Source organism: Mycobacterium sp. 852014-52144_SCH5372336, from assembly GCF_001665615.1.
GTDB classification, from domain to species: Bacteria; Actinomycetota; Actinomycetes; order Mycobacteriales; family Mycobacteriaceae; genus Mycobacterium; species Mycobacterium neumannii_A.
Genome location: NZ_LZSW01000064.1, coordinates 15,955 through 40,837, shown reverse-complemented (window position 1 = coordinate 40,837; position 24,883 = coordinate 15,955). Strand labels below are relative to the sequence as shown.

At 65.7% G+C, this 24,883-nt stretch carries 19 protein-coding genes and 1 pseudogene; 7 read left to right on the top strand and 13 right to left on the bottom strand.

Going from position 1 to position 24,883, the window contains the following annotated elements; all coding sequences use genetic code 11:
• Positions 1-57: 57 nt before the first annotated feature.
• The 5 genes from tkt to pgl are packed head-to-tail and all read left to right on the top strand — an operon-like array spanning position 58 to position 6,458.
• Positions 58-2,151, top strand: a complete 2,094-nt coding sequence (gene tkt, locus A5759_RS22970) for a transketolase (RefSeq protein WP_068201512.1) — start codon at positions 58-60, stop codon at positions 2,149-2,151.
• A 20-nt stretch (positions 2,152-2,171) separates the two neighbouring features.
• Positions 2,172-3,290 (top strand): transaldolase, encoded by a 1,119-nt coding sequence (gene tal, locus A5759_RS22965; RefSeq protein WP_068201511.1) that lies wholly within the window; start codon positions 2,172-2,174, stop codon positions 3,288-3,290.
• On the top strand, positions 3,287-4,813 hold the full coding sequence (zwf, locus tag A5759_RS22960) for a glucose-6-phosphate dehydrogenase (RefSeq protein WP_068201510.1): 1,527 nt from the start codon (positions 3,287-3,289) through the stop codon (positions 4,811-4,813). Before tal ends, zwf begins: the two co-directional genes overlap by 4 nt.
• The gene (opcA, locus tag A5759_RS22955; RefSeq protein WP_068201639.1) at positions 4,810-5,721 is read left to right on the top strand and encodes a glucose-6-phosphate dehydrogenase assembly protein OpcA; all 912 of its coding nucleotides are present in this window, start codon (positions 4,810-4,812) and stop codon (positions 5,719-5,721) included. Before zwf ends, opcA begins: the two co-directional genes overlap by 4 nt.
• Positions 5,718-6,458, top strand: a complete 741-nt coding sequence (pgl, locus tag A5759_RS22950) for a 6-phosphogluconolactonase (RefSeq protein ID WP_068201509.1) — start codon at positions 5,718-5,720, stop codon at positions 6,456-6,458. The genes opcA and pgl overlap by 4 nt, the downstream gene beginning before the upstream one ends.
• A gap of 131 nt (positions 6,459-6,589) precedes the next feature.
• On the opposite strand, the gene A5759_RS22945 is transcribed toward pgl, so the two are convergent.
• Positions 6,590-7,822 (bottom strand): DDE-type integrase/transposase/recombinase, encoded by a 1,233-nt coding sequence (locus A5759_RS22945; RefSeq protein WP_068201508.1) that lies wholly within the window; start codon positions 7,820-7,822, stop codon positions 6,590-6,592.
• A gap of 143 nt (positions 7,823-7,965) precedes the next feature.
• Here A5759_RS22945 and A5759_RS22940 point away from each other — a divergent pair, with 143 nt between their 5' ends.
• Positions 7,966-9,402, top strand: coding sequence for an HNH endonuclease signature motif containing protein (locus A5759_RS22940; protein WP_068201506.1), 1,437 nt, complete (start codon positions 7,966-7,968; stop codon positions 9,400-9,402).
• Positions 9,403-9,615: 213 nt separating this feature from the next.
• Positions 9,616-9,987 (top strand): ATPase, encoded by a 372-nt coding sequence (locus A5759_RS22935; protein WP_066842294.1) that lies wholly within the window; start codon positions 9,616-9,618, stop codon positions 9,985-9,987.
• Positions 9,988-9,996: 9 nt separating this feature from the next.
• On the opposite strand, the gene ppc is transcribed toward A5759_RS22935, so the two are convergent.
• The 12 genes and pseudogenes from ppc to uvrC form a co-directional block, all read right to left on the bottom strand.
• Positions 9,997-12,795, bottom strand: a complete 2,799-nt coding sequence (gene ppc / locus A5759_RS22930) for a phosphoenolpyruvate carboxylase (RefSeq protein ID WP_068201503.1) — start codon at positions 12,793-12,795, stop codon at positions 9,997-9,999.
• 51 nt (positions 12,796-12,846) lie between these two features.
• Positions 12,847-13,080, bottom strand: coding sequence for a preprotein translocase subunit SecG (gene secG, locus A5759_RS22925; RefSeq protein WP_066842301.1), 234 nt, complete (start codon positions 13,078-13,080; stop codon positions 12,847-12,849).
• 46 nt (positions 13,081-13,126) lie between these two features.
• Positions 13,127-13,912 (bottom strand): triose-phosphate isomerase, encoded by a 786-nt coding sequence (gene tpiA / locus A5759_RS22920; RefSeq protein WP_068201501.1) that lies wholly within the window; start codon positions 13,910-13,912, stop codon positions 13,127-13,129.
• 14 nt (positions 13,913-13,926) lie between these two features.
• The gene (gene pgk, locus A5759_RS22915) at positions 13,927-15,165 is read right to left on the bottom strand and encodes a phosphoglycerate kinase (RefSeq protein WP_068201497.1); all 1,239 of its coding nucleotides are present in this window, start codon (positions 15,163-15,165) and stop codon (positions 13,927-13,929) included.
• A gap of 4 nt (positions 15,166-15,169) precedes the next feature.
• On the bottom strand, positions 15,170-16,189 hold the full coding sequence (gene gap, locus A5759_RS22910) for a type I glyceraldehyde-3-phosphate dehydrogenase (protein WP_066842305.1): 1,020 nt from the start codon (positions 16,187-16,189) through the stop codon (positions 15,170-15,172).
• Between the two features lie 78 nt (positions 16,190-16,267).
• Positions 16,268-16,977 (bottom strand): annotated as a pseudogene (locus A5759_RS22905) (ABC transporter substrate-binding protein).
• A gap of 4 nt (positions 16,978-16,981) precedes the next feature.
• Positions 16,982-17,254, bottom strand: a complete 273-nt coding sequence (locus tag A5759_RS22900) for a hypothetical protein (RefSeq protein WP_156617008.1) — start codon at positions 17,252-17,254, stop codon at positions 16,982-16,984.
• A gap of 8 nt (positions 17,255-17,262) precedes the next feature.
• Positions 17,263-19,872: an NB-ARC domain-containing protein gene (locus tag A5759_RS22895; RefSeq protein ID WP_068201638.1), complete on the bottom strand. Its 2,610-nt coding sequence runs from the start codon at positions 19,870-19,872 to the stop codon at positions 17,263-17,265.
• A gap of 105 nt (positions 19,873-19,977) precedes the next feature.
• Positions 19,978-20,955 (bottom strand): DNA-binding protein WhiA, encoded by a 978-nt coding sequence (whiA, locus tag A5759_RS22890; protein WP_094286752.1) that lies wholly within the window; start codon positions 20,953-20,955, stop codon positions 19,978-19,980.
• Positions 20,952-21,965 carry a uridine diphosphate-N-acetylglucosamine-binding protein YvcK gene (yvcK, locus tag A5759_RS22885; RefSeq protein ID WP_066842311.1) on the bottom strand — a complete coding sequence of 338 codons (1,014 nt, stop codon included), beginning with the start codon at positions 21,963-21,965 and terminating at the stop codon, positions 20,952-20,954. Before yvcK ends, whiA begins: the two co-directional genes overlap by 4 nt.
• The gene (gene rapZ, locus A5759_RS22880) at positions 21,962-22,861 is read right to left on the bottom strand and encodes an RNase adapter RapZ (protein WP_197506180.1); all 900 of its coding nucleotides are present in this window, start codon (positions 22,859-22,861) and stop codon (positions 21,962-21,964) included. Before rapZ ends, yvcK begins: the two co-directional genes overlap by 4 nt.
• An 11-nt stretch (positions 22,862-22,872) precedes the next feature.
• A complete protein-coding gene (uvrC, locus tag A5759_RS22875; protein ID WP_068201495.1) occupies positions 22,873-24,867 on the bottom strand; it encodes an excinuclease ABC subunit UvrC in 1,995 nt (664 codons plus the stop codon).
• Between the last annotated feature and the right edge of the window lie 16 nt (positions 24,868-24,883).

Sequence of the window (24,883 nt, the reverse complement as noted above, 5' to 3'; positions counted from 1 at the left end):
ACTAGGGTGGTTGAACGTGCAGCTGAGAAATGCTCTATGCCGACCAGGAGTGCGCCTGTGACCACACTCGAAGAAATCTCCGCGCTGACCCGCCCGAACCACCCCGAGGACTGGACCGAATTGGACTCGGTGGCGGTCGACACCGTCCGGGTGCTGGCGGCCGACGCGGTGCAGAAGGTCGGCAACGGCCACCCGGGAACGGCGATGAGTTTGGCGCCGCTGGCCTACACGCTCTTCCAGCGCCAGATGCGCCACGACCCCAGCGACGTGCACTGGCTCGGCCGCGACCGCTTCGTGTTGTCGTGTGGTCATTCCAGCCTGACCCTCTACATCCAGCTCTATCTCGGCGGATTCGGGCTCGAGCTGGACGACATCGAAGCCCTGCGGACGTTCAAGTCCAAGACCCCCGGCCATCCGGAGTTCCGCCACACCGATGGCGTGGAGATCACCACCGGCCCGCTCGGACAGGGTCTGGCATCCGCGGTCGGTATGGCGATGGCCTCTCGCTACGAGCGCGGTCTGTTCGATCCCGACGTGCCGTGGGGTGAGAGCCCGTTCGACCACTACATCTACGTGATCGCCTCCGACGGTGACATCGAAGAAGGCATCACCAGCGAGGCGTCGTCGCTGGCGGGCACGCAGCAGCTAGGCAACCTGATCGTGTTCTACGACAAGAACCAGATCTCGATCGAGCACGACACCAACATCGCGCTGTCCGAAGACGTCGCGGCCCGCTACCGCGCTTACGGCTGGCACGTGCAGGAGGTGGAGGGCGGCGAGAACGTCGTCGGCATCGAACAGGCCATCGTCGAGGCGAAGAAGGTCACCGACAAACCGTCGTTCATCGCGCTGCGCACGATCATCGGCTACCCGGCGCCCAACAAGATGAACACCGGCGACGTGCACGGTTCGGCGCTCGGCGAGGAGGAGGTCGCGGCCACCAAGAAGATCCTCGGCTTTGACCCCGACAAGACCTTCGAGGTGCGGCCCGAGGTCATCGAGCACACCCGCAAGCTGGTGGATCGCGGCAAAGAGGCACATGCGAAGTGGCAGATCGACTTCGACGCATGGGCCGAACGTGAGCCCGAGCGCAAGGAACTGCTGGACCGGCTGCTGGCTCAGAAACTGCCCGATGGCTGGGATTCCGACCTGACCTACTGGGAGCCGGGCTCCAAGCCGTTAGCCACCCGCGCCGCGTTCGGCCAGGTCCTCAACGACGTCGCGCCCAAGCTGCCCGAGTTGTGGGGCGGTTCGGCCGACCTTGCGGGCAGTAACAACACCACGATCAAGGGCGTGAATTCGTTTGGCCCGCCGTCTATCTCGACCGACGACTTCACGGCGGACTGGTATGGCCGCGTGCTGCACTTCGGCGTCCGCGAACACGCGATGGGCGCGATCCTGTCCGGCATCGTGCTGCACGGCCCGACCCGCGCGTTCGGTGGCACGTTCCTGCAGTTCTCCGATTACATGCGGCCCGCTGTGCGACTTGCATCGCTGATGGACATCGACACCATCTACATCTGGACCCACGACTCGATCGGTCTCGGTGAGGACGGCCCGACCCACCAGCCGATCGAACACCTGGCGGCGCTGCGGGCGATCCCGAACCTGTCCGTCGTGCGACCGGGCGACCCCAACGAAACGGCATACGCCTGGCGCAGCATCATCGCCCGCGGAAACGGCAGCGGTCCGGTCGGTTTCATCCTGACCCGCCAGGGCATCCCGGTGCTGGAGGGCACCGACGCCGACGGGGTGGCCCGCGGCGGCTACGTCCTCGGCGGCGGTAACCCCGCCGACGACGCGGACGTGATCATCATCGCGACGGGCTCCGAACTACAGCTGGCGGTGGAGGCGAGAAAGCAGCTGGCGGAAAAGGACATCACGGCATACGTGGTGTCGATGCCGTGTGTGGAATGGTTCGAGTCGCAACCGCGCGAGTACCGCGATTCGGTTCTGCCGCCGAGTGTTTCGGCGCGCGTGGCGGTCGAGGCGGCCGTCGCGCAGAGCTGGTACAAGCTCGTCGGCGACACCGGGGAGATCGTCTCGATCGAGCACTACGGCGAATCCGCCGATCACAAGACGTTGTTCCGTGAGTTCGGGTTCACTCCCGAGGCCGTGGTGGCCGCCGCGGAGCGATCGATAGACAACTGAGGTCTAGGAAAGGCACAGCTATGGCTCAGAATTCGAATCTCGCGGCATTATCCAAGGCAGGCGTGTCGGTGTGGCTCGACGATCTGTCGCGCGACCGACTGCAGACAGGAAATCTGCAGGAGCTCATCGACACCAAGAGTGTTGTCGGGGTGACCACCAACCCGTCGATCTTCCAGTCCGCGCTGTCCAAGGGACACGCCTACGACGATCAGGTGAACGAACTGGCCGAGCGGGGCGCGGACGTGGACGCCACGATCCGCACCGTCACCACCGACGATGTCCGCAACGCCTGCGACGTATTGGCCAAGCAGAATGAGCTTTCCGACGGAGTCGACGGCCGGGTGTCGATCGAGGTGGACCCGAGGGTCGCGCACGACACCGACAAGACCATCCTGCAGGCGATCGATCTGTGGAAGACCGTCGACCGGCCGAATCTGCTGATCAAGATTCCCGCCACCATGGCGGGCCTTCCCGCGATCACCGCGGTGATCGCCGAAGGCATCTCGGTCAACGTCACGCTGATCTTCTCCGTGGAACGCCACCGGCTGGTGATGGACGCCTACCTCGAAGGCCTGGAGAAGGCCAAGGAGGCCGGCCACGACCTGTCCAAGATCCATTCGGTCGCTTCGTTCTTCGTGTCCCGGGTGGACACCGAGATCGACAAGCGCCTGGAGAAGATCGGATCGCAGGAGGCGCTGGATCTGCGGGGTAAGGCCGGTGTCGCCAACGCGCGACTCGCCTACGCCGCATACGAAGAGGTGTTCGTCGGGGGCAAACGGTACGAAGCGCTCAAGGGTGACGGCGCCCGTGTGCAACGTCCGCTCTGGGCTTCCACCGGCGTCAAGAATCCGGAGTACTCGGACACCTTGTACGTCACCGAGTTGGTGGCCCCGAACACGGTGAACACCATGCCGGAGAAGACGATCGACGCGGTCGCCGAACACGGCGTGATCACCGGTGACACCGTGACGGGCACGGCCGATGAATCGCAGGCGCTGTTCGACAAGCTGGCCGACGTCGGTATCGACCTACCCGACGTGTTCCGGCTCCTCGAGGACGAGGGTGTGGAGAAGTTCGAGAAGTCGTGGCTCGAGTTGCTCGAGGCGACGCAGGAACAGCTCGACGCCGCCAAGAAATGACGGACTGGGTGAATCCGCTTCGCGACAAGCGCGACAAGCGGATGCCGCGGATCGCGGGGCCCTGCGGGATCGTCATCTTCGGCGTCACCGGCGACCTGTCGCGTAAGAAGTTGATGCCGGCGATCTACGACTTGGCCAACCGCGGCCTGCTGCCTCCGTCCTTCTCGCTGATCGGATTCGCCCGAAGGGACTGGGCCGACGAGGACTTCGGTGAGGTGGTCTACGAGGCGGTGAAGAAGCATGCCCGCACGCCGTTCCGGCAGGAGGTGTGGGACCGCCTGGCCGAAGGCTTCCGGTTCGTGCAGGGCACGTTCGACGACGATGCGGCGTTCGGCCGGCTTGCCGAGACCCTCGAGAAACTCGATGCCGAACGCGGAACGGGCGGCAATCACGTTTTCTACCTGTCCATTCCACCGAAGGCGTTCCAGCCGGTGTGCGAGCAGCTGCACAAGTCGGGGCTGGCCAACCCACAGGAGGGCCGCTGGAGCCGGGTGGTGATCGAGAAGCCGTTCGGCCACGACCTGGCGAGTGCGCAGGAACTCAACGAGGTCGTCAACAGCGTGTTCCCCGAGGAGTCGGTGTTCCGCATCGACCACTACCTCGGCAAGGAGACGGTGCAGAACATCCTCGCGCTGCGGTTCGCCAACGAACTGTACGAGCCGATCTGGAACAACAACTACGTCGACAGCGTGCAGATCACGATGGCCGAGGACATCGGGCTCGGCGGACGCGGAGGCTATTACGACGGAGTCGGTGCCGCGCGCGACGTCATCCAGAACCACCTCCTGCAGCTGCTGGCCCTGACCGCCATGGAGGAGCCTGTCAGCTTCGGTCCGAAGGAATTACAAATCGAGAAGATCAAGGTGTTCTCGGCCACACGACCGATGGAGCCACTGAACGAGACCACCGCGCGTGGGCAGTACGCGTCGGGTTGGCAGGGCAGCGAGAAAGTGGTGGGCCTGCTCGAAGAGGAAGGCTTCTCGAAGGATTCGAAAACCGAGACCTACGCGGCCATCGCCCTGGAGGTCGACACCCGGCGGTGGGCCGGTGTGCCGTTCTTCCTGCGCACCGGAAAACGGTTGGGGCGCAGGGTGACCGAGATCGCGCTGATCTTCAAGCGGGCGCCGCACCTGCCCTTCGACAAGACCATGACCGAGGAACTCGGCCAGAACGCGTTGGTGATCAGGGTCCAGCCCGACGAGGGCATCACGATTCGGTTCGGCTCCAAGGTGCCCGGCAGCGCCATGGAGGTCCGCGATGTCAACATGGACTTCTCCTACGGGTCGGCGTTCGCCGAGGACTCCCCCGAAGCCTATGAACGGCTGATCCTCGACGTGCTGCTCGGTGAACCCTCGCTGTTCCCGGTGAACAGAGAGGTCGAATTGTCCTGGGAGATCCTCGATCCGGTGCTGGACTACTGGGCCGCGCACGGTAAGCCCGAGGCCTACGAATCGGGTACCTGGGGCCCGGCCTCGGCCGACGAGATGTTGCACCGCATGGGTCGGGAATGGAGGCGGCCATGATTGTCGACCTGCCGGATACGAACACCAACGACATCAACAAGAAGATCACCGGGCTGCGCGAGGAGGGCGGCGCGATCACGCTGAGCCGAGTGCTCACCCTTGTGATCTCGCTCGACTCCGACGAGCTGCTGGAAGAATCCATCGAAGCCGCCAACTTCGCCAGCCGCGAACACCCCTGCCGGGTGATCATCGTGGTGCCCGGGGACCGCAACGCCGACGACGCGCGCTTGGACGCGCAATTACGTGTCGGCGGGGATGCCGGCGCCGGGGAGATCGTCGGGCTGCGCCTGTACGGCGAGCTCGCCGACCATGCGAGCGCTGTGGTGCTGCCCTTCCTATTGCCGGATACACCGGTGGTGGCGTGGTGGCCCGCTGGTGGGCCTGCGGTGCCCGCCAAGGATCCGTTGGGCCGGTTGGCGATCCGTCGGATCACCAACGCGACGCAGTGCTCCGATCCGTTGTCCGCGATCAAGGGGCGGCTGGCCGGCTATACCGCTGGGGATACCGACCTCTGCTGGGCGCGGATCACATACTGGCGGGCCCTGCTGGCCGCGGCCGTCGACCAGGAACCGCACGCGCCGATCACTTCTGCGGTGGTGTCGGGTCTACGGGACGAGCCGTCGCTCGACGTCCTCGCGGGTTGGCTCGCCGCACGAATCGACGGTCCGGTGCACCGCGAGGTGGGCGAGCTGAAAGTGGAGCTGATGCGCGACGGTGAGACGATCACTCTGCGTCGGCCGCAGACCGGCGTCACCGCGACACTGAGCCGCACCAGTCGGCCCGAAGCGCGAATCCCATTGGCGCGCAGAGAAGCCAAGGAGTGCCTGGCCGAGGATCTGCGCAGGCTCGACCCCGATGAGATCTATCACGAAGCCCTGCAGGGAATCGATAAGGTTCAATACGCATGAGCGCGACCATCGAGCGTTATCCCGACACCGCGACACTGGTGGCGGCCGCAGGTGATCGACTAGTCGCAGCCATCGTCGCAGCCATTGACAAGCGTGGGTCGGCGCACATCGTCCTCACGGGCGGGGGCACCGGTACCGGGCTGTTGAAGCGCGTGGCGGAAAAGGGCGCCGAGATCGACTGGGCGAAGGTGCATCTGTACTGGGGTGACGATCGCTTCGTGCCGGCAGACGATGACGAGCGCAACTACAAGCAGGCCCGTGAGGCGCTGTTGGATCGTGTGAGCATCCCGGACGGGAACGTGCACCCGATGGCCGCCAGCGGTGCGGAGTTCGGCGACGACCTCGACGCTGCCGCGGCCGCATACGAGCAGGTGCTGGCGGCCAACGCCGAGGGCGGTGAGCCGGCCCCCGACTTCGACGTACATCTTCTCGGAATGGGTGGCGAGGGGCACATCAACTCCCTGTTCCCCCACACCCCAGCGGTACGTGAGACCGAGCGCCTGGTCGTCGGTGTGGAGGACTCGCCTAAGCCTCCGCCGCGCCGAATCACGTTGACGTTGCCCGCGGTTCGACGGTCGCGGGAGGTGTGGCTGGTGGTCTCCGGTGACGGGAAGGCCGACGCGGTCGCGGCGGCGGTCGGCGGCGCTGATGCCGACGACGTGCCCGCGGCGGGCGCGGTGGGCCGTGAGACGACCGTGTGGTTGCTCGATGAGGCCGCGGCAAGCAAGCTTGGCTGATTGAGGCAGTGGAGCTCAGTGCCGCTCTACGACGAACGCCTCGATCCGCCGCTCGCCGGCCCAGACTTCTTCCTTGCTGAGACCCGGATACATGCGGTTGAACAGAATCAATGTCGGCAAGTTGCCTCACGTCAAGATGCGCGCGAAGGGTGGTTCGTTGCCTCACGTGAGCGTGCGCGCTTGGAGACTGGAGCGGGGACACCGGTTGGGGCTTTGCTGGTGGCCAGGGTGAACAGTTGGCTGGTCAGCGCCTGAATCTGGCGTTGGGTGGCGGCCGGATTGATCAGCGAGTAGCGCCGCTTGAGCGCCACGATGCGTTGCGCGGTGGTGCCTGGGTGATTGGTCGCGCGGTGAAACGGCGTTCTGGCCTTGTCGTGTTTGCGGGACACCTTGGCCCCTGTGCGGGTCTTGGATATCAGTTTCTGCTGGGGCAGGAAGTAGTTGGTCAGCTTCGACTGCAGTTGCCAGATCTCGTTGAGCAGCAACAGTTCTGACGCGGTGTCGTAGCGGTAGTAGCCGACCACGGCGCGTACCACGGTCCAGTTCTTCTGCTCGACGTGGCAGCCGTCGTTTTTATTGCCCGGCCGTGACCGGGTCAAGGTGATGCGACGGTCCTGGCACCAAGCCAGCAGGTCGTCGTTGATGAATTCTGACCCGTTATCGCAGTCCACACCCCGGATCGGAAACGGCATCGCCGCAGCGATGTGACTGAGGGCGGCCACCACGGTCTTGGCGGCCCTGTCAGGCAGGGAGCGGGTCTCGGTCCAGCCGGTGGCGATGTCGGTGACCGTCAGCGTGAAGGCATGGCCCCCACCGCGGTTGCCGCCGTCGTGAAAGACCGTGTCAATCTCGACGAAGCCGGGCACAGCGTCGTCCCATTCAGCCCAGGTACGCACCGGAATCTGGCTTTTGAGCAGCGATCCGGGCTTGGTGCCCACACGTCCTTTGATCTTGTGCTTGGCTCGCTCATCGGCCAGGCGGCGATCGATGGTGGCCGCCGACATCGACACCAACAGCGCCGCGGTTTCGTCACTGATGACCAGCTCCCGGAAGTGGCGCAGCACGGCCACCAGCTCTGCGAGCATGGGGGCCAGCCGTTTGCCGGCGGGCATGCCCAGCACCGTCCAACAGACCGTCAGCGCCGCAACGACCTCAGGTCCGTACGTCACCGGCCGAGGCCGAGGCGCGGTGACGATCGTGGGCACCAGCGCGGCTGTCAGCGCCTTAAGAGCATGACTGCGATGCCAGCCGGTATTCGCGCACAACTCATCGAGAATCCGGCTCTTCCCGCGCTTACCGGCCTGCTGATAGCGCATCGCCGCTGCCCGCGTCACAGCCCTGCGCTCACCCAATGACAATCCCATCACCCGGGCCTACCGAAGTCATTGCTGACCGATCAGCCAGACGCGCCGTCCACGCGCGCATTTCTGATGAGTCAACGAACCCCCCTTTCGCGCGCATTTCTGATGAGTCAACGCGGTCGGTGGGCGCGAGTAGTGTCGCACACATGTTCGAAACACTCGACGACGCGGCGTTGGTTGAGTCCATCACCGCGGCTTCGCGCGAGCAGAGCGCGGCCTGCGGCCGTGAACTCATGGCGATCGGTGAGCTCTACGCCCGCCGCGCCCCCGAGGACGACGACGAACGAGCGAATTGGGCGATCGACGGCCACGCCAATGTGGTCGCCGAGGTCGCGGCGGCGCTCAACATCAGCCGGGGGCGAGCCGCCAGTCGCCTGCACTACGCGATCGACCTGCACGAGCGCTTGCCCAAGGTCGCCGAGGTCTTCGCGCGCGGGCAGATCGACTTTCGGATGATGACCGCTCTGGTCAACCGCAGCTCCAACGTCAAGGACGATGATCGCCTCGCCCGGCTCGACGCGGCTTTCGCGAAATGGTCGCCGAAATGGATGAAGCTGTCCGGGCCGAAACTGCATGAACGCATCGACATGTGGGTGGAGAAGTTCGACCCGGACGGAGTTCGGGAACCGAAGCCGCCCAACGACGACCGCTACGTCGAGGTCGGTCCGATCGGTCCTGGCATGGTCGGGGTCTGGGCCAAACTCGCCTTCGCCGACGGCATGGCTTTCGACACGCGACTCGACGAGATCGCCGCAACCGTATGCCGCGACGATCCGCGCACCGTTTCGCAGCGCCGTGCGGACGCGATGACGGCGATGAGCGCGGGGCAGATGCGGCTCGAGTGCGGCTGCGGGGCCGAGGATTGCCAGAACGGGTACCCCGGCGGGCCCACCAGTCAGGTCGTCATCAATGTCATCGCCGAGCAGGCCACGATCGAGGGTCGGTCGGACAATCCGGGGTACCTGCCAGGCTTCGGCGCGGTGCCCGCCTCGATGTTGCGCGAGATGATCGCGACCGCGCAGGTGCGCCCGGTTCCGCTACCCGAACCCTGCGCCGAGCAGGGCTACCGGCCTTCTGCGGCGTTAGCTCGTTTCATCCGATGGCGCGACCTGACGTGCCGCTTTCCCGGCTGTGATGTGCCCGCATCCGCGTGCCAGATCGACCATACGGTCCCGTACCCAATGGGACCCACTCATCCGTCGAACTTGAAGCTGCTCTGCGGCTTTCACCATCTGCTGAAGACTTTCTGGTGCGGCTCCGACGGGTGGTCAGACCGACAATTCGCGGACGGCACTGTCATATGGACGGCGCCCAACGGGCAGACGTACACCACCACCCCTGGCGGTGCCGAGTTCTTCGAACAGCTAGGTAGGCCCACGGGCGACATCACGGTGGCATCGCACCCGAGCGGACCAGGCGACCTTCATCGCGGCGCGAAGATGCCAACCCGCAGGCGGACCCGCGCAGAGGACAAGGCGTATCGGATCGCGCTGGAACGTCAGCACAACGCCGCGCGCAACCGCCGCATTCAGTTCTTGCTAGCCGAACGGCTCGCCAGGGACGACGAACCACCGCCGTTCTGACCAGCGTTCAGCCCGAGAGGACCGAGAGATCATCGTCGTGTCCGTCGCGAAAGCCTGCGTCGTAGTCGGCCCTTGCGGTCCTGGTATCCGATCCGGCCATGACCATTCGCGGATCCACGGGGCACTGCCGGGACGCGGTTTCCTCTTGGTTCACATCTGTTCAGACGCCGGGTTACGGCCAGCGGTTCCCCGGCTGCGGTCATAATGGCCCTCATGGCAGACAAGGGTGGTCGACCGGTCCGCACAGGACCGGAACGCATCAGAAAGCTCGCCCAGGCGGCGCTGAACGCCGACGTCACCGTCGAGCAGGTCGACACCATCCTGGAGGGGCTAAGCGAGACGCTCGAGGACCTGAACAGCTCCACCGCCAACCTCGACGCCACCCTGGAGCGGTTTAACGAGACGATCAACCAGATCAATCAGCTGGCCCCGCGCCTCAACGCCGTCGTGGACCGCATGGAGGGCATCGTCGGGCGGGTGGAACGCATCGTCGGCCTCGGTGAGTCGGTGATCTCACCGCTCGCGGCGACTGAGCAAGTGGTGCGGGGAGCCGTGAACAAGGTGCGCCGCTCCGCAGGTCTCTAGTCCTGCCGGCTAGCCGCTGTTGCGCAGGGCGCTTGCCAACCCGCTCATTGTCAGCAGGATCCCGCGCTGGACGAGTTCGTCGTCGTCCCCGGATCGGTAACGCCGCAGCAACTCGACCTGGAGATGATTCAGCGGTTCCAGGTACGGGAAGCGGTTGAACACCGAACGGGCCAGCGCGGGATTGTCCGCCAACAGATCGTCCTGACCGGTGATGAGCTTGTGCATCCGGATCGTGCGCTCGTGCTCGGCGGCGATCTTGTCGAACACCCGCCGCCGCAACTCCTCGTCATCGACCAGCTCGGAGTAGCGGGCAGCCAGCCCCAGATCGGATTTGGCCATCACCTGTGCCATGTTCGACAACACGGTACGGAAGAACGGCCACCGCCGGTACAGGTCCCGGAGCACCTCGACACGGTCCTCCTCCGACTGCGGCCCCTCGGCGATCCACTCCTCGAAAGCCGTGCCGGTGCCGTACCAGCCGGGCAGCATGACCCGCGACTGGCTCCACGCCAGCACCCACGGGATGGCGCGCAAGTCTGAGATCGACGTCGTCGGCTTGCGCGACGATGGCCGGCTACCGATGTTGAGCGCGCCGATCTCGCTCACCGGCGTCGAAGCCTTGAAATAGTCCACGAATCCCGGTGTCTCGTGCACCAATTCGGCGTATGCGCGCTGAGCGCGTGCGGCCAGGTCGTCGAGCACTTCGTAGGCTGGGCCGGCCTCCTCACCGAGACCTTCCACATCGAGCAGCGTGCCCTCCAATGTGGCGGCCAGAAGGGTCTCGAGATTGCGGTACGCCGCTTGTGGTTCGGCGTATTTCGCCGCGATGACCTCGCCCTGCTCAGTGAGGCGCAGCGATCCGTTCACCGCGCCCGGCGGCTGGGCCAAGATGGCGTCGTAGCTCGGCCCGCCGCCTCGACCCACGGTGCCACCGCGACCGTGAAAGAGGCGCAACCGAATTCCGGTCTTGCGCGCCGACTCCACCAGGTCCAGTTCCGCCCGGTACAACGCCCAGTTCGCCGCGAGGTAGCCGCCGTCCTTGTTGGAGTCGGAGTAACCGAGCATCACCTCCTGGCTCTCCCCGCGCGCGGACACGACCGAGCGGTACACCGGAAGATCGAGCGCCGCTTCGAGAATCGACGATCCACGCTGCAGATCGTCGATGGTCTCGAAAAGCGGGACGATGCCGACGGGTGCGTACGGCGTCTCCCCCGAGACGTCCAGCAGCCCGACCTCTTTGAGCAGGATCGCCGCCTCCAACATGTCCGAAACGGACTCGCACATCGAGATGATGTAGTTCGGAATCGCCCGAGACCCGAAGACCCGCACCGCCCGCGCGGCCGCCGCGACGATGTCGAGTTCTTTACGGGCCAGCTCGGACAGTTCAGCGCCGGCCTTGACCAGCGGGCGCCGGGTCGACAGCTCACCCGCGAGCAGCTCCACCCGGTCCGCCTCGTTCAACGAGCCGTAGTCGGGGTGCGCACCGGCCCACGCCAACAGCTCGGCGACTACCTCCTCGTGCACGTCGGAGTTCTGCCGCATGTCGAGGCCGCACAAATGAAACCCGAACGTGCGCACCGCCTCCCGCAACCTGGCCAGTCGGTCGTCGGCCAACACCGCGCTGCCGTTGCTCCGCAGCGACTCGTCGACCACATCCAAGTCGGCGAGCAGCTCGGCCGGCGACTCGTAACACTCGAGCCCCAGATCGAGTTCGTGCTCGGGCTGCTCGTCGAGAATCTCTTTTGCCGTCGACGTCAGCCGGGAGTGGATCACGCGCAGCGCTCGCCGGTAGGGCTCGTCGGCGCGCGCAGGTTCCTCGCACCGGGCGGCCAGCGCTTCGAGACCGTCGCTGATCCGCACCAGCCGCGCCGACATCGACAGCTCCTCTTCCAGCGCGGTGATCTCGGTGAAGAAGTGGTCCAGCGCGACGTAGGCGGCGCTGCCGGTGGCCAGCCGCACCACCTCGGCGGTGACGTTGGGGTTGCCGTCGCGGTCGCCGCCGATCCACGACCCGGGCCGCACGATCGGCTCGGCGAGCAGATCGGCGTCGGGCCACCTGGTGTGCAGTTCGGCGCGCACGTCGGCGTTCACCTGCGGTATGACGTCGAAGAACGCGGCCGGGTAGTACCGCAGACCTGTCTCGATCTCGTCCTGGATCTTCAAGCGCGACAACCGGACCAGCGCGGTCTGCCACAAAGTCAGAATGTGGCGGCGCAGCTCGAGTTCGATATCGCGGCCGTCGGCCCCGGCGCGCCCGAGCAGTCGTAACCGCATCAGCTCGGTGATGCGGTGTTGGGTGTCGAAGACCGTGCGGCGCCTCGTCTCGGTCGGGTGCGCAGTGATCACCGGCGAAACCATCGCCCCGGCGAGGGCTTCGGCGACGGTGTCGGCATCGAGGTCGACGGCGTCGAGTTTGGCGTAGGTGGCGGCAAGGCTGCTGTTTTGCGGCGGCTCCCCCGCCTCGACGTGGATCGCCCGACGACGCTCTCGATGGATGTCCTCGGCGACGTTGGCCAATAGCGCGAAGTGGGTGAAGGCACGGATGACCGGGATCGCCTGACGGATGTCGATGCCATTGAACATCCCCGCCAGCTCCGCGCGGTCGATCTCGGAGCGGCGCACCCGGAACGACTCGACGCGGGCGCGCTCGACGAGGTCGAACACCTCGTCGCCGTTCTGCTCGCGCACAGTGTCACCGAGTATCGCGCCGAGAAGGCGGATGTCCTCGCGCATCGGCTCGGTGGCGTCACGCCCCACCTTGGTCCGCCTGACCGCGCCTATCGGTTCGAGCCCGGCGATCTCAGCCATGACTCAAGTATCGACGGGCCACAGTCGGCCCGCACGGCGAGGTGCTGGGAATCAGCTGTACTTGATCAGCAGCGCGACGCCGACGATCGAGACGAGCCAGATGCCGGTGACGAACAGCGTCAGCCGATCCAGGTTCTTCTCCACCACCGTCGACCCCGACAGGCTGGACTGGACGCCGCCGCCGAAGAGCGTGGACAGACCGCCGCCCTTGGCGCGATGCAGCAGCACCAGGAGCACGACCAGGAGGCTGGTCACGACCAGGGTGATCTGCAGGGCCAATTCCATGGGCGCAAGACTACCTAATCGACGACGATGCTCACCAATCGGACGGTCAGGGCAGGGGGCCGCCCGCCGCGATGGCCGACAGGGTGGCGAACTGCTCGCCGTCGAGCGAGGCGCCCCCGACCAGAGCGCCGTCGATGTCCTCCTGCGCGACGATGTCGCCGACGTTCTTCGCGTTCACCGACCCGCCGTAGAGCACCCGCACACCGGCCGCCAGCTGCGGCGTCGCCAACTGGCCCAGCTCGTCGCGGATCGCCTTGCAGACCTCCTGGGCGTCGGCGGCGCTGGCCACCCGGCCGGTACCGATGGCCCACACCGGCTCGTAGGCGATCACGGCCTGGCCGATCTGTTCGTTCGAGAGGCCCGCCAGCGACCCGCGCAGCGACTCGACATTGTGCTCGACGTGGTTACCGGCCTCGCGTACTTCAAGTTGCTCACCGATGCAGATGATCGGCACCAAACCGTGCCGGAAGGCGGCTGCCGCCTTCGCCGCCACGACGGCGTCGTCCTCGTGGTGATACGTGCGGCGCTCGGAGTGCCCGACGACGACGAAGGTGCATCCCAGCTTGGCCAGGAACGCGCCGCTGATATCGCCGGTGTAGGCGCCCGAGTCGTGCTCCGAGAGATCCTGCGCGCCGTAGGTGAGCAACAGCTTGTCGCCGTCGACCAGGGTCTGCACGCTGCGCAGGTCGGTGAACGGCGGGATCACCGTCACATCGACCTTGTCGAAGTACTTCGCAGGCAATGCGAACGCGATCTTCTGCACCAGCGCGATCGCTTCGAAGTGGTTGAGGTTCATCTTCCAGTTGCCGGCGATCAGCGGCTTGCGGCTCACGATTCCAGGACCTCTCACTCTTCTTCTAAAACAGCGATGCCGGGCAGTTTCTTGCCTTCAAGGTATTCCAGCGAGGCCCCGCCCCCGGTGGAAATGTGGGAGAAGCCCTCTTCGTCCAGGCCGAGCTGACGGACCGCGGCAGCCGAATCGCCCCCGCCGACGACACTGAAGCCACCCTTACCGGTCGCCGCGATGATCGCCTCGGCGACGCCTTTGGTGCCCGCGGCGAAGGCCGGGAACTCGAAGACGCCCATTGGCCCGTTCCAGAACACGGTCTTGGCGTTCGACAGCAGCGTCGTGAACCGTTCGACCGAGCCGGGACCGATGTCCAGGCCCATCTTGTCGGCCGGGATCTTGTCCGCGGCGACGATCTCGGCCGTCGCATCGGCTGCGAACTTGTCGGCCACCACGATGTCGACCGGCACGTGGATGACGTCAGCGTAGGCGTCGAGCAGCTTGCGGCACGTCTCGATCATGCCTTCCTCCAGCAGCGAGGTACCGACCGAAACGCCTTGTGAGGCAAGGAAGGTGAAACACATACCGCCACCGATGATCAGGCTGTCCGCCTTCTCCGCGAGCGACTCGATGACCGCCAGCTTGTCCGACACCTTGGACCCGCCGAGCACGACGGCGTAGGGCCGGTCGGTGGAGGTGGTCAGCTGCTCGAGCACCTTGACCTCCGCGGCCACCAGGGTGCCCGCATAGTGCGGCAGCAGGGTCGCGACGTCGTACACCGAGGCCTGCTTGCGGTGCACCACCCCGAAACCGTCGGAGACGAAAGCCCCCGGCGAACCGTCTGCGCCGCTGACGAGTTCGGCGAGTTGCCGGGCCAACGCCATCCGTTCGCCATCGTCCTTGCTGGTCTCGCGGGGGTCGAAGCGGATGTTCTCCAGCAGCAGGATGTCGCCGTCGGTCAAGCCTTCGGCACGGGCCAGTGCGTCGGTGCCCACGACGTCACCGGCCAGTTGCACGTGACGGCCGAGTTGCTCGCCCAACGCCTTGGCGACCGGAGCCAGTGAAAGCTTCGGGTCGGGGCCGCCCTTGGGTCGACCGAGATGCGCGGTGACGATCACCTTGGCGCCGGCATCGGAGAGCGCCTTCAGCGTGGGCACCGACGCGGTGATGCGACCCGGGTCGGTGATGTTGCCGTCATCGTCGAGCGGAACGTTGAGGTCCGACCGGACGAGCACTCCCCGATCCGAAACACCTTCACCAAGAAGGTCTTCCAGAGTCTTGATGGAAGACGAAGCCACGGCGTTACAGCGACTTGCCGACAAGCGCGACCAGGTCGACCAGCCGGTTGGAGTAACCCCACTCGTTGTCGTACCAGGACACCGTCTTGGCCTGGTTGTCGATCACCTTGGTCAGACCCGCGTCGAAGATAGAGCTGTGCGGGTCGGTGACGATGTCGCTGGACACGATCGGTGCGTCGTAGTACTTGAGGATGCCCTTGAGCGGACCCTCCGCGGCGGCCTTGAACGCCGCATTGATCTCGTCGGCGGTGGCCGACTTGGACAGCTCCGCGGTCAGGTCGGTGCACGAACCCGTGGGGATCGGCACGCGCAGCGCGTAGCCGTCGAGCTTGCCCTTCAGCTCGGGGAGGACGAGGCCGATCGCTTTGGCGGCGCCGGTGGAGGTGGGCACGATGTTCAGCGCGGCGGCGCGGGCGCGACGCAGGTCCTTGTGGGGACCGTCCTGCAGGTTCTGGTCCTGCGTGTAGGCGTGGACCGTTGTCATCAGGCCCTTGACGATGCCGAACTCGTCGTTGAGCACCTTGGCCAGCGGGCCGAGGCAGTTCGTGGTGCACGAGGCGTTGGAGATGATGTTCTGGCTGCCGTCGTACTTTTCGTCGTTGACGCCCAAGACGATGGTGATGTCCTCATCGGTGGCAGGCGCGGAGATGATGACCTTCTTGGCGCCGGCGTCCAGGTGGCCTTGCGCCTTGTCGCGCTTGGTGAAGATGCCGGTGGACTCGACCACCACGTCGACCCCGAGGTCGCCCCACGGGAGGGCCGAGGGGCCCTCCTTGATCGACAGTCCCTTCATCTTGTGCCCGCCGATGATGATGTCCTCGCCGTCGACCTCTACGTCTTCGGGTAGCCGGCCCAGGATCGAATCGAACTTCAGGAGGTGCGCGAGGGTCTCGTTGTCGGTGAGGTCGTTGACAGCGACGATCTCGATGTCGGTGTTCCTGCCTTCGTGCTTCTGCGCGTCCAGCGCGCGGAAGAAGTTGCGTCCGATGCGGCCGAAGCCGTTCACGCCTACCCGGATGGTCACTGTTTCTCCCTTGATCGCCTCAACGTGTAGTGCTCGGCCGCCAGCCTAGTCGTGTGATAGCGGCCACGCGTCACCTGGTCAGTGCGCGGTCAGGCGCTGGTCGGCATAGGGGTTGCCGAGCCATTTACGGCGGATCCGTTGCAGCGTGCCGTCGGCCTCCAACTCGGCTTGCGCGACTGTCAGCCGACCGAGAAGCACCTGGTCACCGCGCGGAACGGCAATCGCAATGTCCTCGACCGTGATGCCGCGCTGGACGACCTCGACGCCAGGGACCGGCTTGACCAGTTCGGTCAGCACCGGCGCAAGCTTCATCACGGCATCACAGCCACCCGTCGAGAGGTCGCTCAACGCGTCGCGAATCGCCGTGTACTCATAGACGCGGACGGCACCGGCCTTGCCATCGGCGACGAGTCGCTCGGCGATCGGCCGGCTGGAGTTGCCCCGCTGAACGCCGATGGTCAGACCTTCGAGATCGTCGACGGACGTGACACGCGGCAGCCGGGAGTGTCGACGGCCAGCGCCTGACCGGAGATCACGTAGGGCGGGAGGAACGTCGCCTTCTCCTCGCGCTGGGGCGTGACGGTAGTTCCGGCGGCGACGCAGTCGTACTTCGACCCGAGACCATCGAAGATGCCGCCGAAGTCGGCGCCGTCGTAGGGCACGAATTCGACTGTCGCGCCGATCTTCTCGCTGAGCGCGCGCATCAGGTCGATGTCGAGCCCACCGTCGTCGGGCATCCCGTTGAAGGGTGGGTCGGGCATCGCCACACCGACTCTCAGCGTCTCCATGGGTTCACCGTAGTTGCTGCAGCTGCGCGCGGGCCTGATCGATCTGCTCGTAGGCGGAGGTCGCGAGTTCGGCCACGAGGATGTGACCGCCGGGCCCGACCGCCATCACCCGGTGGAGGACTGTGCCGAAGTAGTCCCCATCGCGAACCTTGGTCTCACCGGTCGCGATGCCCATGCGCACCGGTAGTTCGAATCGGCGCTGGGCGTCGACAGCAGCCTCGACGACGTGAAGGCAGCCCGAGTCCATCACCGCTATGGCTGAACACAAATTCGTCATGCGCCTCATCACGGTCGGCCGAGTTCAGCTCGCGCATGGTCGATTTCGCCATAGGCGTACTCCGCGACGGCAGCCATCGACATCGACTCACCTCTGGAGGCCAGTGATTCGTAGGTGGCATCACCGAGCACCGTCCGGAGGTGGGCTATGGAGGTGCTGAACTCCGGCAGTACCGCTTGAGCCAGAGGGCTCATTGAAAACCCGCTGATAATCGCTGCCGATTCGTACAGACCCACGCGGTAAAGGAATGTAGTCAGCACGGCGAGTGGACTGCGAATGCTACCGACGTTGCCGGAGTCGTGGTAATTGCGTAGGACCAACGTCAAGTGCTCGAGTGCCTCTGGGGTAACCGCCTCAAGTGCCTCAAACCTGGCCATCCCCAGAGCGAGAATCGAGGCGTTGAAACGATTTCCGCTATCCAGGGCCATCGCCAGCCCTTCGCGGCAGTCCTCCAAGCCGGCGTCTGACCCTTTCGCATGGAGTGGGAACGTACTTGCGGCGATTGCGAACGTGTGCATATAAGGGTTTCGAGTTGCCGCCCCCGCTTCGACCAATCCCTTCGCCGCGTCCATCGCGTCGTCAACAAGTCCCCCGAACGAAAGGCCGAACACCCGGCAGCCACGGATGTACACGTGGTTATCACCGCGCCGTTCGAGTTGAGCCTGACATAGTTCGGCCCACCTCAGCGGCTCGCCGGCCGGAAGGTAGGCCGCTCCCAGCCAACCCTCCATCCCGTAGGGCGGCGCATTCTCGTTGCGCGCCACTACGGCGGCGCCTGCTTCGGCATATCGAAGCGCGTTTTCCAACCTGCCGGCCATCCAGCACACCGCTGCGACCACATACAAACTCGACAGCCGGGGATGGTTTACAGCGACGGCAAGCTCGATCACCTCTTCGGCCCAGGTCATCGGCTCGTAACTCTCGACCCCTATGCCGAGAAGCCCCGCATACGTTGCGATTGTGGCGGCAACGTCAATGTCGCATGTATCGGCCGCCCAGCGGAAGGCTGTGCGCAAGTTCGCCAGCTCCAACGCCAACCAGCGATACGCGTAGCGTTGCTCAGGGCTGTCCCACAAGGACAGCATCGTGTTCTCGAGTTGCGCGAAGTAGCGGGCGTGGGCGTTTCGAACCTCCTCTGCCGCACCGCAAGAGGCAAGCTGTTCCTCTGCGAATTGGCGAACGGTCTCGAGCATGGAGAACCGAGCCGTCTGCTCGGATCGGTCCACCGTGAGCAGCGACTTGCGCACCAAAGACTCGAGAAGATCCACGACCGCGAACTCATCGTATTCCGGTCCGGCCACGGCGCAGGCGCTGTGGATGTCGAACCCACCGGCGAACACCGAACACCGCTCTAACAGTCTCTTCTCTTCGGCGCTCAAGAGGTCGTATGACCATTGCACCGCGTGACGAAGTGTCTGGTGTCTTTCCAAGCTTCGCCGTGCCCCCACGAGGAATTTGAACCTCTTGTCGAGTCGGTCACGAATATCGGTCAGCGTCATCACCGAAACCCGAGAAGCAGCGAGTTCGATCGCCAGCGGAATGCCGTCGAGGCGACGACATATGTCGGTGACCGCATCCATTTCGTGGACGGCAGCGCCAGGAGCAATGCTGCCGGCGCGCTCCACGAACAGCTCCGCCGCGGCATCGTCAGAGAGTGAGCGGACCGGCCAGATCTGTTCTTCGGCGACGCCCAAGCCCTCTCTGCTCGTGGCGAGGATGCTCACGGTCGAGGACTTCGCGAGGATGGCCTCGACAAGTCCTGCGGTCGCGTCCAACACGTGTTCGCAGTTATCGAAGACCAACAGCCGCTTCCGGTTCTCCAAGACAGCCGCGACCGAATCACACATGCTCATCCCGGGTTGTTGAGCGATGCCTAGGATCGCGGCAACCGAATCAGCCACGGCACCTGCGTCGGCCACAGACGCAAGCTCGAAAACCCAGACCCCGTCGGTGAAATCGTTGCTCAAACGACCAGCGACCTCAAGCGCCAGACGCGTCTTGCCCACTCCACCGACACCGGTCAATGTGACGAATCGATTGGTGCGCAACACCGCCGCGATCCGGGCCACTTCGTCATCACGCCCAACCAACCTTCTTCCCACAGGTCGGAAATTTCCCCGGTCAGCGTCCAGGCTGCGTAATGGCGGGAAGTCACATGGAAGGCCTTGGGTTCGCAGCTGAAAGATCGTGATCGGGCGCGTCACGTCGCGTAAGCGCTTCGGCCCCAGGTTCAGCAGTTCGACACCGTCGAGCAGAACCGCCGTCGACTCGGCCACCAGGATCTGGCCACCATGCCCGGCCGCCGTGACGCGAGCCGCACGGTTGAGCACCGTTCCGAAGTAGTCACCGTCACGCAGTTCGGCCTCACCGGTCGCGATTCCCATGCGCACGGGGAGCTCCAACTCGCGCTGGGCGGCGATGGCTGCGTCGACGGCGGCGCTCGGAGACGCGAACGCAGCGGCGAGACCATCGCCGCTGTGGCTGAACACGAATCCGTCGTGCGCCTCGATCGTCGAGCGCAACACCTTGTCATGGCAAGCAAGTGCGACCCGCATGGCATCCGCGTCGGACTCCCACCGACGAGTCGAACCCTCGATGTCGGTGAACAGGAATGTCACGACGCCGGTGGGCGGGACGCCCGCGGACACAAGTGAAGTGTCGGCCGAGAGAGCGCTTGTCACACGCCTTTCACCGAAATGCGCCTGACAAGTGGCCGGTCGGAGCTAGGCGTCCTCGAGCAGGTCCGGCGTGACAGCCGACTCAGTGTCGGGAATGCCGTCCTGCTTGGCCTTGCGATCGGCCATGGACAGCAACCGCCGAATACGGCCCGCCACAGCGTCCTTCGTCATCGGCGGATCGGCGAGCCGGCCCAACTCCTCCAGCGACGCCTGCCGGTGCTCGACGCGCAGCTTGCCCGCGGCGGCGAGGTGGTCGGGCACCGTATCGCCGAGGATCTCCAGCGCCCGTTCCACGCGCGCTGCCGCGGCGACCGCCGCCCGTGCCGAGCGCCGCAGGTTGGCGTCGTCGAAGTTGGCCAGCCGGTTGGCGGTGGCCCGCACCTCGCGCCGCATCCTGCGCTCTTCCCATGTCAGCCGGGTGTCCTGCGCACCCATGCGCGTCAACAGCGCGCCGATCGCCTCGCCGTCACGCACCACCACCCGGTCGGTGCCGCGAACCTCGCGCGCTTTCGCGCTCACCCCCAACCTGCGGGCGGCGCCGACAAGTGCCAGCGCCGCCTCAGGACCCGGGCAGCTGACTTCCAACGCCGACGAGCGTCCCGGTTCGGTGAGCGATCCGTGTGCCAGAAATGCTCCGCGCCAGGCTGCTTCGGCATCGGCCACGCTGCCGCCGACCACTTGGGCCGGCAGCCCGCGCACGGGGCGGCCCCGCAGGTCGAGCAGACCGGTCTGCCTGGCCAACGCCTCACCGTCCTTCGCCACCCGGACCACGTACCGGGTGCTCTTGCGGATGCCGCTGGCCGATACGACGTGCACGGTGGCGTTGTAGCCGTACAGGTCGTAGATGTCCTTGCGCAGCCGCCGGGCGATGATGCCGAGATCGACCTCCGCCTCGACGACCACGCGTCCCGAAACGATGTGCAATCCGCCGGCGAACCGCAGCAGGGAGGCCACCTCGGCGCGCCGAGCACTGACCGAATTGACGATCAGCCGACTCAACTCATCCTTGACCTCGGCTGTCATCGCCACGGGTCGTCACCTCTCGGTCCATTCGCTGTCGACGTGGGCACTGCCGGCGCCGGAGCGGCGGCGCCGCGAAGACGCACACTCTCCAATGCCGCGGCCAAGCGCGCCGGGTCATGTAAAGGTGTACCAGGTCTGGACACCTCAGCAAACTGAACTTGAGCACGAAGAATGTTCGCGGTCCGACGCAGTTGCTCGCGCTCGCGTTCACTGGGCACCCTGCTGGCGTCGACGATGATCTCGTGCACGGTGAAGTCGGGCGCATGCTGCGCGAGCACGTGAATGTGTCGCTCGACAGAGAAGCCCGCCGTCTCCCCCGGTTCGGCCACCAGGTTGAGCACCAACGCCCGGCGCGCCGCAGTCGCCTGCAGCGCCGCCGCGAGCTCGGGAACCAGTACATGCGGGATCACGCTCGTGAACCACGAGCCGGGGCCCAACACCACCAGGTCCGCGGCCATGATCGCGTCCACGGCCTGTCGGGTGGCGGGCGGATCCCCCGGCAGCAGCCGCACGCGACGGACTTTGCCCACGGTGGTGGCGATCGCCACCTGGCCGCGAATCACCCGGCTCATGCGAGGGTCAGATTCCAGACCCGCCACGTCGGCCTCGATGCCGAGCCCCATCGGGCACATCGGAAGCACGCGACCCTTCACGCCGAGGATGCGGCCCAGTTCGTCGAGCGCGGCGATCGGGTCGGCCAACACCTCGCTGAGGCCGGCGAGCAGCAGGTTGCCGATCGGATGCCCGGCCAGCGCCCCGCTGCCACCGAACCGGTGCTGAATGATCGTCGCCCACAGTCGGCCGTGCGGGCTGTCAGATGCCAAAGCGGCCAACGCCATTCGAAGATCACCCGGTGGCACGACATCCAGCTCGTTGCGCAGTCGCCCTGACGAGCCGCCGTCGTCGGCGACCGTGACGATGGCCGTCACGTGCGGCGTCAGCCTGCGCGCCGCCGACAGGGTCGCATAGAGCCCGTGCCCACCACCGAGCGCAACGATTCGCGCGCTCATTCGCGCCCCAGATCCCGGTGCAACACCCGCACCGTCAGGTCATCACCGCCCTGCAGCCGCGCCGCCAGTGCCTCGGCGATCGCCACGCTTCGATGTTTGCCGCCGGTGCATCCGATGGCGACGGTCATATATCGCTTCCCCTCGCGACGGTATCCGTCGATGACTACGTCGAGCAGCCGATGATAGGTCTCCAGGAAGTCGCCTGCACCCGGTTGCCCGAGAACATAGTCGCGGACCGCGGGATGCTGGCCGCTGTGCGGGCGCAGGTCGTCCACCCAGTGCGGGTTCGGCAGGAACCGGACGTCCATCACGGTGTCGGCATCCATCGGCAACCCGTACTTGTAGCCGAAGGACTCGACCGTGACGTTCGTGTGGGCGATGGTCTCGCCCCCGAAGGCGCGCTCGATGCTCTCGCGCAGCGCGGGCACCGAAAGCGTCGAGGTGTCGATCACCAGATCGGCCGACGCGCGGACGGGGGCCAACAGCGCACGCTCGGCCGCAATGCCTTCTGCCAGAGTCTGATTGCCCTGCAATGGGTGACTTCGGCGGTTCTGCTCGTAGCGGCGCACCAGGCTCTCGTCCGAAGCATCCAGGAACACCACCCGCGGCGCGATGTTGCGGGTCGCGAGCTCGTTGCGCACCCAGTCCAGGTCTCCGGTGAACCCGCGCGAGCGCACGTCCATCACGACCGCCAGCTGGGTGATCCGTGATCCGGCCGCCAGCCCCAACTCGACCATCTGCGCGATCAGCTCCGGCGGGAGGTTGTCGGCGACGTACCACCCCAGGTCCTCGAGCACCTTGGCCGCGGTGCCCCTGCCCGCACCCGAGAGTCCGGTGACCAGAACCACGTCGATGCCGGAGTCGGCGCTGGCCTCGTCGCGAAGATCCTCGTGCATTCCCTGGTCCGTCATCCCGATACCTTGCTCTGATCATCGTTGATCGCCGACTCGGGCGCGTCGCTTTCGGGCGGTACGCCAAGCGCGTCGAGCACGGCACGGGCGGTGGCGACACCGATACCGGGTACCGCGGTGATCTCCTCGATCGACGCCTCCTTCAATCGGGCCACCGAGCCGAAGTGGGTGACCAATGCTTTCCGGCGATGCTCACCGAGCCCTCGAACCGAGTCAAGCGCCGACGCGGTCATCCGCTTGGAACGCTTGCTGCGGTGATAGGCGATCGCGAACCGGTGCGCCTCGTCACGTACGCGCTGCAGCAGGTACAGCCCTTCACTGTTGCGCGGCATGATCAGCGGATCGGGCTCCGACGGAACCCACACCTCCTCGAGACGCTTGGCCAAGCCGATCACCGCGACGTCGGTGATACCCAGTTCGTCGAGCACCGCTTGTGCGGCGTTGACCTGTGGCGCACCGCCATCGACGACGAACAGGTTGGGTGGATAGGCGAACTTGCGCGACTTTCCTTCCGGTGCAAGCTCTGTGGGATGCTGGCTGTCGTGTAGGTGACGGTAGAACCGGCGCCTGGTCACCTCGGCGATGGAGGCGACGTCGTCTGAACGGCCGTCGCCCGCGGCCTCTCGGATCGCGTAGTGCCGGTAGTCGGACTTGCGCGGTAAGCCGTCCTCGAAGACCACCAGGGAGGCCACCACATCGGTGCCCTGCACGTGGCTGATATCGACGCACTCGATTCGCAACGGCGCCTCGGCCAGCCCCAGCGCATCCTGAATACTCTGCAGCGCAGCGGTTCTCGCGGTGAAGTCACCGGCACGCCTGAGCTTGTGCTGAGCGAGCGCATCCTGGGCATTGCGGCGGACCGTCTCGGCGAGGGCGCGCTTGTCGCCGCGCTGCGGCACGCGCAACGACACCCGAGAGCCCCGCAGCTGGCCGAGCCAGGCGGCCAGTTCGTCGGAGTTGCTCGGCAGGCACGGAACCAGCACTTGACGCGGCACGGGATTGGTCGCCTCGTCCCCGCCGCTGTCGCTGGCGCCGCCCAATTCGGCCTGATCGCCGTAGAACTGGGTCAGGAACTGTTCCACCAGACGTTCCTGGCTCGATTCTCCCGGCTCACCGGACTTTTCCACGATCCATCCGCGCTGGCCGCGCACCCGGCCGCCGCGGACGTGGAAAACCTGCACGGCCGCTTCGAGTTCGTCGTCGGCGAATGCCACCACGTCGGCATCGGTGCCGTCGCCGAACACCACCGCCTGTTTCTCCAGCGCCCGTTTCAGAGCGCCGATGTCGTCGCGCAGGCGTGCTGCCCTCTCAAAATCCAGTTCCTCGGCGGCCTCGTTCATCTGGTGTTCGAGGTCGCGCACCAACCGATCGGTCTTACCAGCGAGGAAGTCGCAGAAATCGAGGACGATCTGGCGGTGCTCTTCGGCGCTCACCCGACCGATGCAGGGGGCCGAACACTTGTCGATGTAGCCAAGCAGGCAGGGTCGATCGATTTGCCTGTGGCGCTTGAACACTCCGTTAGAGCATGTGCGCGCCGGAAACACCCGCGTCAGCAGGTCGAGGGTTTCGCGGATCGCCCACGCATGCGAATAGGGTCCGAAGTACCGGACGCCCTTGCGCCGGGCCCCGCGGTACACCATCAGCCGCGGATACTCCTCGTTGAGCGTGACCGCGAGCACCGGGTAGGACTTGTCGTCTCGATACCTGATGTTGAACCGCGGATCGAACTCCTTGATCCAGTTGTATTCGAGCTGCAGCGCCTCGACTTCGGTGTTGACCACCGTCCACTCGACGCTGCCCGCGGCCATCACCATCTGACGTGTACGTGGCGCCAGGCTCGCGACGTCGGCGAAGTAGGAGTTCAGTCGGCTGCGCAGGCTCTTCGCCTTGCCGACATAGATCACCCTGCCGTGCGGGTCGCGGAATCGGTAAACGCCCGGTTCGACGGGAATCGACCCTGGGGCGGGTCGGTACGTCGAAGGATCAGGCACGCAATCCAGGTTACTG

Coding starts and splice junctions, on each gene's coding strand:
- yvcK (WP_066842311.1), bottom strand. CDS start 21,965: ATGAGCGCGCGAATCGTTGCGCTCGGTGGTGGGCACGGGCTCTATGCG.
- rapZ (WP_197506180.1), bottom strand. CDS start 22,861: ATGCACGAGGATCTTCGCGACGAGGCCAGCGCCGACTCCGGCATCGAC.
- A5759_RS22945 (WP_068201508.1), bottom strand. CDS start 7,822: ATGGGATTGTCATTGGGTGAGCGCAGGGCTGTGACGCGGGCAGCGGCG.
- ppc (WP_068201503.1), bottom strand. CDS start 12,795: ATGGCTGAGATCGCCGGGCTCGAACCGATAGGCGCGGTCAGGCGGACC.
- whiA (WP_094286752.1), bottom strand. CDS start 20,955: ATGACAGCCGAGGTCAAGGATGAGTTGAGTCGGCTGATCGTCAATTCG.
- tal (WP_068201511.1), top strand. CDS start 2,172: ATGGCTCAGAATTCGAATCTCGCGGCATTATCCAAGGCAGGCGTGTCG.
- pgl (WP_068201509.1), top strand. CDS start 5,718: ATGAGCGCGACCATCGAGCGTTATCCCGACACCGCGACACTGGTGGCG.
- A5759_RS22940 (WP_068201506.1), top strand. CDS start 7,966: ATGTTCGAAACACTCGACGACGCGGCGTTGGTTGAGTCCATCACCGCG.
- A5759_RS22900 (WP_156617008.1), bottom strand. CDS start 17,254: ATGACGAATTTGTGTTCAGCCATAGCGGTGATGGACTCGGGCTGCCTT.
- opcA (WP_068201639.1), top strand. CDS start 4,810: ATGATTGTCGACCTGCCGGATACGAACACCAACGACATCAACAAGAAG.
- secG (WP_066842301.1), bottom strand. CDS start 13,080: ATGGAATTGGCCCTGCAGATCACCCTGGTCGTGACCAGCCTCCTGGTC.
- A5759_RS22935 (WP_066842294.1), top strand. CDS start 9,616: ATGGCAGACAAGGGTGGTCGACCGGTCCGCACAGGACCGGAACGCATC.
- zwf (WP_068201510.1), top strand. CDS start 3,287: ATGACGGACTGGGTGAATCCGCTTCGCGACAAGCGCGACAAGCGGATG.